This is a genomic window from Streptococcus sp. W151 (assembly GCF_053010205.1).
Map to the genome: position 1 here is coordinate 69,981 of NZ_JBRKNT010000006.1, position 14,578 is coordinate 84,558.

General features: G+C 43.5%; 14 protein-coding genes. 10 read left to right on the forward strand and 4 right to left on the reverse strand.

Annotated elements, in window-relative coordinates:
• Nucleotides 1–4 precede the first annotated feature (4 nt).
• Both ACVC7Q_RS08765 and ACVC7Q_RS08770 read left to right on the forward strand, forming a co-directional pair.
• Entirely contained in the window at nucleotides 5–757 is a 753-nt protein-coding gene (locus ACVC7Q_RS08765) for an SDR family oxidoreductase (RefSeq protein ID WP_447265578.1), read from the forward strand.
• Between the two features lie 83 nt (nucleotides 758–840).
• Nucleotides 841–1,743 carry a carbohydrate kinase family protein gene (locus ACVC7Q_RS08770; RefSeq protein ID WP_447265579.1) on the forward strand — a complete coding sequence of 301 codons (903 nt, stop codon included), beginning with the start codon at nucleotides 841–843 and terminating at the stop codon, nucleotides 1,741–1,743.
• Between the two features lie 64 nt (nucleotides 1,744–1,807).
• Here ACVC7Q_RS08770 and rsmG read toward each other — a convergent pair whose 3' ends face one another.
• Complete coding sequence (gene rsmG / locus ACVC7Q_RS08775; RefSeq protein ID WP_447265580.1) at nucleotides 1,808–2,521, reverse strand: 16S rRNA (guanine(527)-N(7))-methyltransferase RsmG; 714 nt, start codon at nucleotides 2,519–2,521, stop codon at nucleotides 1,808–1,810.
• A gap of 70 nt (nucleotides 2,522–2,591) precedes the next feature.
• Here rsmG and ACVC7Q_RS08780 point away from each other — a divergent pair, with 70 nt between their 5' ends.
• Entirely contained in the window at nucleotides 2,592–3,152 is a 561-nt protein-coding gene (locus ACVC7Q_RS08780; protein WP_061564262.1) for a LemA family protein, read from the forward strand.
• A 1-nt stretch (nucleotide 3,153) separates the two neighbouring features.
• Nucleotides 3,154–4,050: a zinc metalloprotease HtpX gene (gene htpX, locus ACVC7Q_RS08785; RefSeq protein WP_447265581.1), complete on the forward strand. Its 897-nt coding sequence runs from the start codon at nucleotides 3,154–3,156 to the stop codon at nucleotides 4,048–4,050.
• Nucleotides 4,051–4,229: 179 nt separating this feature from the next.
• Here the strand turns inward: htpX and ACVC7Q_RS08790 are convergent, their stop codons facing one another.
• The 3 genes from ACVC7Q_RS08790 to ACVC7Q_RS08800 all read right to left on the reverse strand — a co-directional run bounded on the left by ACVC7Q_RS08790 (nucleotide 4,230) and on the right by ACVC7Q_RS08800 (nucleotide 6,593).
• Nucleotides 4,230–5,450, reverse strand: coding sequence for a transporter (locus tag ACVC7Q_RS08790; RefSeq protein ID WP_447265582.1), 1,221 nt, complete (start codon nucleotides 5,448–5,450; stop codon nucleotides 4,230–4,232).
• Nucleotides 5,447–5,623: a hypothetical protein gene (locus tag ACVC7Q_RS08795; RefSeq protein WP_447265583.1), complete on the reverse strand. Its 177-nt coding sequence runs from the start codon at nucleotides 5,621–5,623 to the stop codon at nucleotides 5,447–5,449. The genes ACVC7Q_RS08790 and ACVC7Q_RS08795 overlap by 4 nt, the downstream gene beginning before the upstream one ends.
• A 109-nt stretch (nucleotides 5,624–5,732) precedes the next feature.
• Nucleotides 5,733–6,593, reverse strand: coding sequence for an Rgg family transcriptional regulator (locus ACVC7Q_RS08800; protein ID WP_447265584.1), 861 nt, complete (start codon nucleotides 6,591–6,593; stop codon nucleotides 5,733–5,735).
• 196 nt (nucleotides 6,594–6,789) lie between these two features.
• On the opposite strand from ACVC7Q_RS08800, the gene ACVC7Q_RS08805 reads away from it, so the two are divergent.
• The 6 genes from ACVC7Q_RS08805 (at nucleotide 6,790) to ACVC7Q_RS08830 (ending at nucleotide 14,558) form a co-directional block, all read left to right on the forward strand.
• A complete protein-coding gene (locus tag ACVC7Q_RS08805; protein WP_447265585.1) occupies nucleotides 6,790–7,329 on the forward strand; it encodes a YceD family protein in 540 nt (179 codons plus the stop codon).
• A 124-nt stretch (nucleotides 7,330–7,453) separates the two neighbouring features.
• Entirely contained in the window at nucleotides 7,454–8,932 is a 1,479-nt protein-coding gene (locus ACVC7Q_RS08810; protein WP_447265586.1) for an SPFH domain-containing protein, read from the forward strand.
• A gap of 168 nt (nucleotides 8,933–9,100) precedes the next feature.
• A complete protein-coding gene (gene gndA / locus ACVC7Q_RS08815) occupies nucleotides 9,101–10,525 on the forward strand; it encodes an NADP-dependent phosphogluconate dehydrogenase (protein WP_414268439.1) in 1,425 nt (474 codons plus the stop codon).
• 9 nt (nucleotides 10,526–10,534) lie between these two features.
• On the forward strand, nucleotides 10,535–11,233 hold the full coding sequence (locus ACVC7Q_RS08820; protein ID WP_447265587.1) for a response regulator transcription factor: 699 nt from the start codon (nucleotides 10,535–10,537) through the stop codon (nucleotides 11,231–11,233).
• 231 nt (nucleotides 11,234–11,464) lie between these two features.
• Nucleotides 11,465–13,660: a PTS transporter subunit IIBC gene (locus ACVC7Q_RS08825; RefSeq protein WP_447265588.1), complete on the forward strand. Its 2,196-nt coding sequence runs from the start codon at nucleotides 11,465–11,467 to the stop codon at nucleotides 13,658–13,660.
• 85 nt (nucleotides 13,661–13,745) lie between these two features.
• Nucleotides 13,746–14,558 carry an endonuclease/exonuclease/phosphatase family protein gene (locus ACVC7Q_RS08830; protein WP_447265589.1) on the forward strand — a complete coding sequence of 271 codons (813 nt, stop codon included), beginning with the start codon at nucleotides 13,746–13,748 and terminating at the stop codon, nucleotides 14,556–14,558.
• Nucleotides 14,559–14,578 lie beyond the last annotated feature (20 nt).

Below are 14,578 nucleotides of genomic sequence, written 5' to 3' on the forward strand. Positions count from 1 at the left end.
GAATATGTCAGAGACGATTTTAGTAACGGGAGCATCAGCCGGTTTTGGACAAGCCATCTGTCGTCGCTTAGTTGCCGATGGGCATCGGGTGATTGGTGCAGCTAGACGCTTAGATAAATTGACAGCTCTTCAAGAGGAGTTAGGCACAGCCTTTTTCCCACTGCAAATGGACGTGACGGAACCTTCTCAGGTAGATCATGCACTTGCTAGTTTGCCAAAAGCTTGGGAGAGAATTGATGTCTTGGTGAATAATGCTGGCTTGGCCCTAGGCCTCGCTCCAGCTCATGAAGCAGAGATCGTAGATTGGTTGACCATGATTCAGACCAACATTATCGGTCTGACCTATTTGACTCGGCAAATCCTCCCCCAGATGGTGGAAAGAAATGACGGTTATGTCATCAATATGGGGTCAACTGCTGGAACAGTGCCCTATCCAGGAGCTAATGTCTATGGTGCTTCCAAGGCCTTCGTTAAACAGTTCTCATTAAATCTGCGCGCTGACCTAGCAGGGAAGAAGATTCGTGTCAGTAATATTGAACCCGGTCTCTGTGAAGGGACTGAATTCTCGACGGTTCGCTTTAAAGGAGATGAAAAACGAGTAGAAGCTCTCTATCGAGATGCCCATGCCATTCAGCCTGAAGATATAGCCAACACGGTGTCTTGGCTTATTCAACAGCCCAAGCATGTCAACGTTAACCGGATTGAAATCATGCCGGTTTCCCAAACCTTTGGCCCTCAACCTGTTTATCGTGACTAAAAAGAGAAACAACCAATCCACAAGGCATTGGTTGTTTTTTATGTTTCCTCTGGTATAATAGAAGGCAAAGTAAGGAGAAAAAGATGACAGCTGCGTTAATTATTGGTTCTACAGTTTGTGATGTGATGATTTACTTGGATCGTTTGCCGAGTCGTGAAGGAGATGCCCATATTGATCACCAACAATGGTCTGTGGGAGGTTGTGCATTTAATGTCGTCAATATTCTTCATTTTTTGTCGCAACCCTACCAGTTTGTCTCGCCTGTTGGTTCTGGGATGTATGGTGATTTTATTCGGAGAGAGCTAAAACAATTGGGAATTTCCTCCTCCATCTCATTAGATGGGGCCAATGGGTGCTGTTATTGCTTTGTAGAGTCTGATGGTGAGAGGACCTTCTTATCAGATCACGGAGTGGAGTATAGCTTCCGAGCAGAGTGGCTAAAAGAGATCGAGACAGATCCGTTTGATTACATCTACTTGTGTGGCCTTGAAGTCGAGGAGCCAACCGGTCTTGCATTGGTGCAGTCTGTTTCGCAATTAGAAGGCCAGGTGATTTTCGCACCAGGACCACGCGGACTCATGATTCCCAAAGATCGACTGGAAGCAATTTATGATCTGCATCCGATTCTCCATGTTAATGAGGCTGAAGCACTGGCTTTTTCTGGGTGTAGAGAGATCCAGCCAGCCATCGAACGTTTGTATCAGAGAACGGGGCAATTAGTCATTGTCACCTTGGGGGAAAAAGGAGCGGTTGCCTATGATGGCAACTGGTATGAGGCGGACGGTTTCCCAGCAGAAGTCGTTGATACAGTAGGTGCTGGGGATAGCCATGTCGGAGCTTTTATATCCGCTCGTTTAGAAGGTTTAGATATCGCGCAAGCCTTAAGGTTTGCCAACATAGTCTCTAGCCAGATTGTTGCAAGTAAGGGCGTTCATCTGACAAAAGAGCAGCAAGAAGCCCTGCGAACAGAATTGAAACCAAAATAAAAAAGGAGTAGGGAACTTATCCTACTCCTTTTTTGACTTTGTCCGCTTGGCCCTTTGTATCTTATTACAAAGGCCGCTTATTGGGCATGCCTGCTTTTCTTGGGTATTTATTGGGGGTTTCTTTTTTCTTTTCTACAACAGTGATATAGCGTGGATCTCCATTTGGCAATTCATACTGTAGATTGTCTTCAACCTTGCTAAATAGCAGGTTCAGGGCGTTTTTGGCTTCCTCCAACTCTTCTGGAGCATTGCTAGCTTTAAGTGCGAGGAGGCGCCCCCCTACTTTCAAATAAGGAATGGTCAGTTCAGAGAGGACCTGCATGCGGGCAACAGCACGAGCAGTTACGATATCAAATTGGGCACGAAAGGCCTTGTCTTGCGCAAAGTCTTCAGCTCGTCCATGGTAGAAATGAACCCCGCTCAAGCCTAACTCTTCAGCTAGTAGGTGGAGAAAGTTGATCCGCTTATTGAGGGAATCAATGATGGTCACATCCAACTCAGGGAAAAGGATTTTCATTGGAAGGCTGGGAAATCCGGCGCCAGCTCCGATATCCAAAAGACGGATGGGTTGGTTTTCGATCAATCCCTGCAAGATGGGGGCGATTGAATCATAGAAATGCTTGAGATAGACCTCGTCTTTTTCGGTGATAGCGGTGAGGTTGATCTTTTCGTTCCACTCAACTAATAACTCAAAATAGCGTTCGTATTGTTCTTTTTGGCGATCAGTTAATGGGAAGCCGAGGTCGGCTAAATGGGTATAAAATTCTTCTGGTTTCATAAGATAATTTTACCACAAAATAAGAGAAATTTGATATACTGGTAGAAAGAAATGAAAGGAATTCAATAAAATGATTTGGATTATTCTTGGGATCCTTGTGGTCCTTGTGTTGATGGTAGTAGGAGTTTACAACGGTTTAGTGAAAAGTCGGATGCAAACTCGCGAAGCTTGGAGTCAAATCGATGTACAATTGAAACGTCGGAATGACTTGATTCCAAACTTGATCGAAACGGTTAAAGGGTATGCTAAGTACGAAGGAGATACACTTGCTAAGGTCACTCAACTTCGCCAACAAGTAGCTCAAGCATCTTCACCTGCAGAAGCAATGGCAGCCAGTGATGCTCTTTCACGTCAAGTTGCAGGCATCTTTGCGGTTGCTGAAAACTACCCAGATTTGAAGGCTAACACCAACTTCATGCAATTGCAAGAAGAATTGACCAATACAGAAAATAAAATTTCTTATGCTCGTCAATTGTACAACAGTGTGACAAGCAACTACAATGTGAAATTGGAAACTTTCCCAACAAACGTGATTGCTGGAATGTTTGGCTTCAAACAAGCCGAATTCCTTCAAGTGCCTGAAGAAGAAAAAGCAGTACCAAAGGTGGACTTTAGCGGATTAGGAGACTAATATGCTGTTTGACCAAATTGCAAGCAATAAAAGGAGAACCTGGATTCTCCTTATTGCTTTTTTCATACTCTTGGCCCTCATCGGAGCAGCCGTCGGCTACCTCTGGTTAGGCTCCTCGCTTGGTGGTGTCATCCTTGCTTTGATTATTGGTGGCATCTATGCCTTTAGCATGATTTTTCAATCAACGGAAGTTGTGATGCGAATGAATGGTGCACGCGAGGTGACAGAAGATCAAGCTCCTCAACTTTACCATGTTGTCCAAGACATGGCCATGGTGGCTCAGATTCCTATGCCTCGTGTCTATATTGTAGACGATCCATCCATGAATGCATTTGCGACAGGGTCAAATCCTCAAAATGCGGCTGTTGCAGCAACGACAGGTCTTCTAGCTGTGATGAATCGAGAGGAATTGGAGGGAGTTATTGGACACGAAGTTAGCCATATTCGCAATTACGATATCCGCATCTCTACTATTGCAGTGGCCTTAGCTAGTGCCATCACGATGCTATCAAGCATTGGTGGCCGGATGATGTGGTGGGGCGGTGGCCGTAGACGGGATGATGATCGAGAAGGAGGCAGTGGTTTAGAAATTATTATTCTGATTCTTTCCTTGATTGCCATCGTATTAGCTCCATTAGCGGCGACCTTGGTACAGTTAGCCATTTCTCGTCAAAGGGAGTTCCTAGCGGATGCTTCCAGTGTCGAATTGACACGGAATCCTCAAGGAATGATCAATGCTCTTTTGAAACTGGATCAAAGTGCGCCCATGCAACGAGAAGTCGATAGTGCTAGTAGCGCTCTCTTCATCAACGATCCAAAAAAAGAATCAGGCTTTCAAAAGCTCTTTTATACCCACCCACCGATTGCAGAGCGGGTGGAAAGACTAAGAAACATGTAAAGTGAGAGGGGGACAGAAATCGGTCATTCGTTAGAATTCGATTTCGTCGTTCCACCTCCGCACAGTTGAGTAGGGCTGTAAAAGCTGATGAAATCAGCGTAGTAGAGCCCACTCAACCACTGCGTCTTGCTCGACAATCTAAAGACAATTGAGAGGCTAGGACTTTTGTCCCAGCCTCTTTATTTGCTTGATAAGAGGACGGTAGCGAAACCAAGGATGGCAAAGATTCCCCAAGCTAGAGAGAGGCTCCAGATAGCTAGGCTAGAGAAAAGGGCTGTTCCGAGTGGCATAGCAAAGCTGACCAACAGTCCCAAAAAGCTAGAGGTAGAGGCTAATTTTTCAGCTGGTAGTTTGCTCATTAAAAGACTGGAAACTTTTGGGTTTATTTTTGCAACCAGATAACCGAGGAAAGTGATGAGTAGAAGGCAAAAGATATCCCAGTGTACCAAAATATTTGTGAGACCAAGCATGGTCAGGCCGCCTGCGATCCACAGTAGGATATGATGGAGCGATTGCTTGGAAAAATAGTCATGGGGCGTCAGGCTAGCCCAGACCATGCTTAAGATTGTTATAGCTTCTAAAATCAAAAGAGATTGGCTAAAGCTCAAATGAAAGAAGGGGGAGTGAAGCAGTTGCAAATTGTAAATCCCAGAAATGGATCCGCCCAAAGCATTGATAAAAACTAAGGATAGGAGAAGTTTTCCAAAGTTGTGAACCTCTTCATCTGCAAAGATAGTGGTGACATTGCGATACATGTCTCGACATTCTTGAAGGAAAGAAACGTTCTTACTAGAACCTACTTGGATAGGTTCGTGGGTCAGTTGACTTCGTCGGATGAAAAGACAAGTGGAAGAAAGGAGAAATGTCAGGGCATTGATCGAAGCGACTAGAGCAAAATTTTGATGGCTGATGGCTAGAAGCCAAACTCCTAGAGCTTGTCCAGAAATCGAGCAGACCATACTAAGCAGTTGATTAAAGGAATAGGCTTCCATCAGATCCTCGCTAGGGATGTTCTTCTGCATAATGGGAAGCTGCAAGCCCCCGCGATAATCACTGAAACAATCTGACACAATATTTAAGAAGCAAACGATCGAAAAGGCCAGGTAACCTGGAATCTTGGTCATCAGTGCAATGATGACGAAAAGAATAGCTTGCAGAAAGCCCATTCGGATCAGCCAGTCAGCTTTTTTAGCGGTGTGATCGGCCTTCATTCCAATGAAAATGGTGAAAAGACTTGGGATAAAAACAATGAGATTGGCGATCCCAACTGCGAGGCTTGGATGGGGCATGCTAGTCGCAAAGACCACAAAGACAAGGTTGTATATTGCAGCACCAATGGTATTCAAAAAACGTGAAAGACTGAGTAAGGCAAAGATGGGATTGCGAAATAAGAGTTTCATAAGCTTTCCTCCTTCTGTTTAGCACAAACAATAACTTTTCTTAAATGTTGCACCACCTGCTTGAGAAGAAACAGTTTCTCCTCTTCTGTCAGTTCTAATTTTTCCTCTTTAAAATAAAAACTAGTCTGTTTAAGGAAATAATGAAGGAGACGATTCTTTAGTTTGGTTATCATACTGGACCTCTTTCTTTTCTTGATGATCCTATTATAGACCTCCAAAACAAGAGAAAACAACATGTTGCATATTTTCAACAAAAACCCACAAATCTATTCTGTGAGTTTTTCAGGATTCCTTGATGAGTTCCTGCATGCCCTGTTTGTAGTAGTTGGCACTGACCTTACAATCCAGAATAGAGAGGACCTGGATGGCCTGTTCCATCTTTTCAAGACCAGTTTCTTTTTCTCCCTTTCGATAAAGGAATTCCCCTTTGGCATAGAGATAAACCGTCCGAAGGTAGGCTTCGTTTTCGGAGTAAAAGTGGTCCTTGATCAACTGATCAAAATAAGATGCATCTTCAAATTCATTTGAACTGATGGCCAGGAAAAAGCCATTGAGAAAAATAGAGTTGAGGGCAGGAAGAGAAGAGTCTAGGAGAAGCTTGAAGTCCTCCCGTTGGACCAATTCCTCTGTGTACTGTCGATAGAGTTGACTGGAAAAAAGTGGAGAGGTTAGTGAAAATAAGCTTAATTCAAAATTTCCCCAGACCATGACAGAGAAGAGGTAGTCATAGAGGAAATCTAGTTCCTCTTGGTTAGCAGCCAACTCTACCTCGGGATAGTTGCCAAGCATTTGGGCCTTGAGAATAATGCTGGCTAAGAAGTCTTCTTTTTTGTGATTTTTCTGATAAGCTAGCTGGTAGCTTTGGTACAAGGCTTGATCATGTTCCAAGCTCATGTTTTCATAGTGCTCTTTCAACAATTTGGGGATAAAGGAGTGCTGATCGATCCCTGCAAGATGGGAAAACTCGCTGAGACTGGTTTTAACTTGTTGTAAGGCCAGGAAAAAACGTTGCGTCGTCAGGTCATTTTCTCCTCTTTCAAATCGAGATAGCATAGAGCGCGAAAATTCCCCGCCTGTAGCTTCTTCTAATGAAAGATGGCGACTTTCCCGTATTTGTCGAAAAACTGCTCCAATTTCTTTCATGCCTTCTCCTCTATCTATACAAGGACCAATGCCTTAGCATTTGTCTAAGAGATTGTGGGACCCTGGTGTACAAAACCAATAGGTCTAGTTCTCTGTATCTTTTTCATGATTATAACAAATTTTTGAGGAGACTTCTTGGTTGAAGGGACCGCTTCATGATATACTAGTAGTATCTAGAAGATGTGAGGGCAAAAGAATGAACTTATATACACAAGAAATCCGTAAAAATCCTGAAGGACTGGCTTTTGATCAAGAGTTGGATTTGCTAAAGGATCTGCAAAAGCGCAATCCAGAAATTCTTGATTTAAAGGATGTGACAGCGACAGGCCGAGTAGCCTATGATACAGGTCTTTATGTCTTGGATTACCAATTGACCTATACCATCGTTCTGGCATCCAGCCGAAGCATGGAGCCTGTTGAGATCAAAGAAAGTTATCCTGTGACAGAGGTGTTCGCTGAGGATGTAGAGTCTGATGCAGATATCGAAGCCTTAGAAGAGGATTTGATCCTTCCCATCGAAGGGGGCAAGATTGACCTGAGTGAGAGTGTGGCAGATAATATCCTGCTTACTATTCCTCTCAAGGTATTGACGCCAGAAGAAGAGGCCGGACACGGCTTTATCGAGGGCAATGATTGGAAAATCATGACAGAAGAAGAGTACCAAGAAGCTCAAGCGGTTAAGAAAGAAGAAAATAGTCCTTTTGCTGGTCTCCAAGGTTTATTTGAGGAAGAATAGGCTAGGGATGACATATTAAAAATCTAAACATAAATACAGGTCTATTCTTTGAGGAAAAGACTTCTTTTGATATACTAGGATTTATAAATAACAGAGGGGAGACCTCTGAAAAAAGGAGAAAAGTATGGATACATTATTTATTCCAGGCTGGTTGATAACAGGTCTCATTGTTGCTGTCATTATTGTAGTTTTGCTTGTAAAAGGCTACGTGAACGCTAAACCAAACGAAGTTGTTGTTATTACAGGTCTTCGGAAGCAACGCCACTTACGCGGGAAAGCTGGTTTTATGATTCCCTTTGTCGAACAACGCTCTTATCTTGATATTGAGCAATTCTCGACAGATGTTCGGACATCTGAAGCAGTCCCAACACTGGACTTCATTAACGTCCGTGCCGATGCAGCTGTTAAATTAAAAATCGGTACAACCGATGAGATGATTGCCCGTGCTGCAGAGAACTTCTTGAACTGGAATACGACAGATATTTCCAATTCTGTCCAAGATGTCTTGGAAGGAAACTTGCGGGAAGTGATCGGTCAGATGGAGCTCCGTAAGATGGTCAATGACCGTCAAGAGTTTGCCTCAAAGGTGCAAGACAACGTAGCGCCAGACTTGGCTAAAATGGGTCTGGAAGTCATCGCCTTTACGGTTCAATCTTTCTCTGATGAAGGGGGAGTCATTGATAACCTTGGTATCGAAAATGTTGAAACCATCAAGAAGGATGCCTTGATTGCCAAAGCCAAAGCAGAACGCGAGCGCAAAGAAGTAGAAGCGGAACAAGATAAGCTAGCCAACGACAAACGCGTCGCAGCCGACCTTGAAATCGCGCAAAAACAAAATGAGTTGAAACTCAAACAAGCAGCCCTCAAGCAAGAAGCAGATATTGCTCAAGCCAAGGCAGATGCTGCGAAAGGGATTGAGGCAGAAGTGCAACGTCGTGAACAAGAGCGCGTGGCAGCTGAAGCCAACATCATGAAACAAGAGAAAGAAGCGGAAGTTAAGGAACGCGAAGTTAAGGTTCGTGAGCAAGAATTGGATGCCAACATCCGTAAGCAAGCCGAAGCTGAAAAGTATGCTCGTCAACAAGCAGCCGAAGCAGAATTGATCGAACGCCAACGCAAGGCGGAAGCTGAACTTTTCGAAACACAAAAAGAAGCGGAAGCTCGGAAAGCTCAAGCCGAAGCAGAGAAATTTGCCCAATTGCAAGAGGCAGAAGCCATCGAAGCCAAAGGTCGTGCAGAAGCTGAAGCCATTCGCTTGAAACTAGAAGCCGAAGCCAAAGGTTTGGACCAAAAGGCAGAAGCGATGAAGAAAATGCAAGAAGCAGCCATTACTGAAATGGTCGTTGATAAGTTGCCTGAAATTGCGCGTGCTGTCGCTGAGCCATTGACCAGGGTGGATAAGATCACCATGTATGGTGAAGGAAACGCCTCTAAGATGGTGGGTGATATCATGCAAAGTATCGATCAAGTCTCTCAAGGAGCTGGATTTGATATCCGTCAATTACTAGCAGGAGCTCTTGGGGTCAATATGACGGTCAATAAACTTAAAGAAGGAGAACAACCGGTCATTGAAGCGGATGAATTAGCTTCAAAAGAAGATTAATGCCATTCATAAGGAAGTGCCTGAGAACTGTTTCTCGGGCACTTTTGTTTTTAAGATCAAATGATTTGCAGGAGCTTCTCTCTCTTGGAGAAGTGGGAAGCTATTTTCTACTTTCATTTGATGTCAAAAAATGGTAGAATATAGGCAAACTATAAAGAGGAGTGTCACATGACTAAAGCAAACTTTGGTGTTGTTGGTATGGCCGTAATGGGTCGTAACCTTGCCCTTAATATTGAATCTCGTGGCTATACAGTTGCCATTTATAACCGTAGTAAAGAAAAAACAGAAGATGTTGTTGCTTGCCATCCTGATAAGAACTTTGTGCCAAGCTATGATATCGAAAGCTTCGTAAACTCTATCGAAAAACCACGCCGTATCATGCTCATGGTTCAAGCAGGACCTGGTACAGATGCAACCATCCAAGCCCTTCTTCCACATTTGGATAAAGGCGATATCTTGATTGACGGAGGAAATACTTTCTACAAAGATACCATCCGTCGGAACGAAGAGTTGGCAAACTCTGGTATCAACTTTATCGGTACAGGGGTTTCTGGTGGTGAAAAAGGTGCCCTTGAAGGTCCTTCTATCATGCCTGGTGGACAAAAAGAAGCCTATGAATTGGTAGCAGATGTTCTTGAAGAAATCTCTGCAAAAGCACCAGAAGATGGAAAACCATGTGTCACTTACATCGGTCCTGATGGAGCTGGTCACTATGTGAAAATGGTCCACAACGGGATCGAGTATGGCGATATGCAATTGATCGCAGAAAGCTATGACCTCATGCAACACTTGCTTGGACTTTCTGCAGAAGACATGGCTGAAATCTTCACTGAATGGAACAAGGGTGAACTGGACAGCTACTTGATCGAAATCACTGCGGATATCCTTGGACGCAAAGACGACGAAGGTCAAGATGGACCTATCGTAGACTACATCTTGGATGCTGCAGGAAACAAGGGAACTGGTAAATGGACGAGCCAATCAGCTCTTGACCTTGGTGTGCCATTGTCACTCATTACTGAGTCAGTATTTGCTCGTTACATCTCTACATATAAAGAAGAACGTGTACACGCTAGCAAGGTGCTTCCAAAACCTGCTGCCTTCAAATTTGAAGGAGATAAGGCTGAATTGATTGAAAAAATCCGTCAAGCCCTTTACTTCTCAAAAATCATCTCATACGCACAAGGTTTTGCCCAATTGCGTGTCGCTTCTAAAGAAAACAATTGGAACTTGCCATTTGCAGACATCGCATCTATCTGGCGCGATGGCTGTATCATCCGTTCTCGTTTCTTGCAAAAGATCACTGATGCATACAACCGTGATGCAGATCTGGCTAACCTTCTTTTGGATGAGTACTTCTTGGACGTCACTGCTAAGTACCAACAATCAGTTCGTGATATCGTAGCTCTTGCTGTTCAAGCAGGTGTACCAGTACCAACCTTCTCAGCTGCCATCACTTACTTTGATAGCTACCGTTCAGCGGATCTTCCAGCAAACTTGATCCAAGCACAACGTGATTACTTTGGTGCCCACACATACCAACGTAAGGACAAAGAGGGTACCTTCCACTATTCTTGGTACGACGAAAAATAATCTTGTTCTATGGTCAAACGAGTTCTACTAGTAGAAAATGAGAAGCAAATCGCTCGCTTCATTGATTTGGAACTTCAAAAAGAGGGGTATCAAGTTGATGTGGTCGAAGATGGAAAAGCGGGTCTGGCGTTGATTGCTGCGACTAAATATGATCTGATCTTGTTTAATTACGATTTGTCAGATATGTCTGGTGAAAGATTCGCAGAGGAAATCAGTCAGATTCGCCCAGCTTCTGTTTTGATTGTTTTGGATAGTCGCGAAAAAATTGCCGAACACGAAAAGAGTATTGAGCGCTTTGCTGTTTCCTATATGGTCAAACCTTTTATTATCAGCGATTTGGTAGATAAGATCACAGCTATTTTTAGAGGACGTGATTATATTGACCAACATTGTAGCCAGATGAAAATTCCAACCTCATACCGCAATCTGCGCATTGATGTGGAACACCATACCGTCTATCGTGGGAAGGATATGATTAGTTTGACCCGCAGAGAGTACGACCTCCTAGCGACTCTGATGGGAAGTCAGGGAGTGGTGACTCGTGAGCAATTGCTAGAGAGTGTTTGGAAGTACGAGAATAAGGGGGAGACCAATATTGTCGACGTCTATATCCGTTATCTTCGTGGGAAAATTGATCTTCCGGCTCAAAAAAGCTATATTAAGACCGTTCGTGGGATTGGCTATGCCATGCAAGACGAACTAGAATGAAACATTCGAATCCTTAAAGGGTTCGAATGTTTTTATGTTCAAGGGAAACGTTTGCGTTCAAAAAGGATGGGTTTTGAAAAGGATTTGGCTTAAAAAAGATAAAAAAAGATAAAATTTGGAGAAAAAAATGAATGTAAGGCTTTACAAATTTTTAAAATATGGTATACTAGAATCATATTAAGCGCAAACGTTTTCTCGAAAACAAAGCCTTAAGCAATATAAGGAGGTTGAATGATGAATAAAGGATCATTCAAAAGTTTATTTAGCTTTGAATTCTGGCAAAAGTTCGGTAAGGCCTTGATGGTCGTTATCGCTGTAATGCCAGCTGCTGGGTTGATGATTTCAATCGGGAAATCAATCCCTATGATCAACCCGAATTTATCTCCACTTGTTATTACAGGTGGGGTTCTCGAACAAATCGGTTGGGCGGTTATCGGTAACCTTCACATCCTGTTTGCGCTCGCTATCGGTGGTAGCTGGGCCAAAGAGCGTGCTGGGGGTGCCTTTGCGGCTGGTCTCTCTTTCATCTTGATTAACCGTATTACAGGTGCAGTGTTTGGAGTTACATCTGCAATGTTGGCTGATAAGGATGCTACCGTTCACACGATCTTAGGTGGATCGATTAAAGTTGCGGACTACTTTATCAGTGTTCTTGAAGCACCAGCTCTGAATATGGGGGTATTTGTAGGGATTATCTCAGGTTTTGTTGGAGCAACAGCCTTCAATAAATACTACAACTACCGTAAACTCCCAGAAGCCCTTTCTTTCTTCAATGGGAAACGCTTTGTACCATTCGTTGTTATCGTCCGTTCAGCTCTTGCAGCCTTGGTTTTGGCAGCCTTGTGGCCAGTAGTTCAATCAGGAATTAATGGATTTGGTGTTTGGATCGCCAACTCCCAATCCACTGCTCCAGTATTGGCACCATTCTTGTACGGTACCTTGGAACGTCTTCTCTTGCCGTTTGGTCTTCACCACATGTTGACCATTCCAATCAACTATACTCAATTGGGTGGTAGCTACCAAGTACTTACAGGTGCTGCCAAAGGAACAACAGTATTTGGACAAGATCCACTTTGGTTAGCTTGGGTAACAGACCTTGTTAACTTGAAGAAAGCAGATCCTAGTCAGTATCAACACTTGCTTAAAGCATACGTACCAGCTCGTTTCAAAGTTGGTCAAATGATCGGATCATTTGGTATCTTGATGGGGGTTGTGGTGGCTATCTACCGCAATGTGGACCCAGATAAAAAAGAAAAATACAAAGGGATGCTTGTTGCAACTGCTCTTGCAACCTTCTTGACAGGTGTTACAGAACCAATTGAATACATGTTCATGTTCATTGCAACACCATTGTACTTGATCTACGCCTTTGTTCAAGGTGCTGCCTTTGCAATGGCTGACTTGGTTCACCTTCGTGTTCACTCATTCGGTTCAATCGAATTCTTGACACGTACTCCAATGGCTATCAACGCTGGTTTGGCACTAGATATCTTTAACTTTGTATGGGTAACAGTCCTCTTTGGATTTATCATGTACTTCATTGCCAACTTCATGATTAAGAAATTCAATTATGCGACTCCAGGACGTAATGGAAACTACGAACAAAATGATGATGCCCCTTCAGGAGATGGTGCAACAGCTGGAGCTGCTACAAGCTCAGCAAGCTCACAAGTGATTAACATCATCAACCTTCTTGGTGGACGTGCGAATATCGTAGATGTTGATGCATGTATGACTCGTCTTCGTGTAACTGTTAAAGATGCTGAAAAAGTCGGTACTGAAGAACAATGGAAAGCAGAAGGCGCTATGGGTCTTGTCATGAAAGGACAAGGTGTCCAAGCAATCTACGGACCTAAAGCTGACGTATTAAAATCTGATATCCAAGACGTTCTTGATTCAGGTGAAGTCATTCCTGAAACACTTCCTAGCCAAATGACAGCAGTTCAAAAAGCTGAAGCAACCTTTAAAGGTGTGACGGATGAAGTGCATTCCGTTGCAGATGGTAAAGTGATTAACATCGAAGATGTGAAAGATCCAGTCTTCTCACAAAAAATGATGGGTGACGGATTTGCGGTTGAGCCTGAAAATGGCCACATCGTTTCACCAATTGCTGGTAAAGTGACCAGCGTCTTCCCAACCAAACATGCCCTTGGTTTGGTAACCGATAATGGTTTGGAAGTCTTGGTTCATATCGGTCTAGATACAGTTAGTCTTGAAGGAAAACCATTTGAGGTTAAAGTTACTGAAGGCCAAACAGTGGCTGCTGGAGACCTCTTGGTAGAAGCAGACCTTGATGCGATCCGTGAAGCAGGTCGTGAAACATCAACTATTGTTGTCTTCACAAATGCAGATGCGATTAAATCAGTTAAGATCGAACATACTGGTAAATTGGCTGCAAATGCTCCAGTTGCAACAGTAGAATTATAAGAGATATCGGCAAAGAAAACGAGGTTGGGGCAGTGTACCCGGCCTCTTGCCGTTTCTTGATTTGAAAAGAAGGAGAAATCAGGGGATGAAATTTTTAACATTAAATTCCCATAGTTGGATGGAAGAGAATGCCCAGCAAAAATTTGAGACCCTCAAGGAGCAAATTTTAGAAGCACAATATGATGTGATCTGTTTCCAAGAGGTCAATCAAGAAATGGCCTCAGAAGCAGTCAAAACGGATGAGTATTATCAAGCTTTGCCATCAGCTGTAGCCATTCACAAGGATCACTTTGTTCGCGTATTGGTTGAGGAGTTGGCTGCTCAAGGTCTTCATTATTACTGGACTTGGGCTTACAACCATATTGGCTATGATCAACTCAATGAGGGGGTAGCCGTTCTTTCGCGTCAACCTTTGAAGTCGGATGAGATATTGGTCTCCAATATGGATGATCCAACGGACTACCATACGCGTCGGGTGGCCGTTGCCCATACCAGTGTCGATGGAAAAGAGATTGCTGTTGCCAGTGTCCATCTTTCTTGGTGGGACAAAGGCTTCCAATTTGAGTGGCCACGCATTGAGAAGTACTTCAGCCAAGTAGGTAAACCCTTTATTCTAGCGGGTGATTTCAATAATCCTGCTGGTCAAGAAGGCTATGAAACGATTCTATCAAGTTCACTTGAACTTCAAGATAGCTTTATTGAAGCTAAAGAAACAAAGGGTACCTATACTGTAGGTCCTGGAATTGATGGCTGGACGGACAATCAAATTCCATTGCGGATTGATTACGTCTTTGCAAGTCCGGAATGGGACATCCAGTGTCTTTGTGTCATCTTTGATGGGGAAAATAGACCCCATGTCAGTGACCACTATGGCTTAGAAGCTGAATTATCACTTTAATATAAACGGAGAGTCGAAAG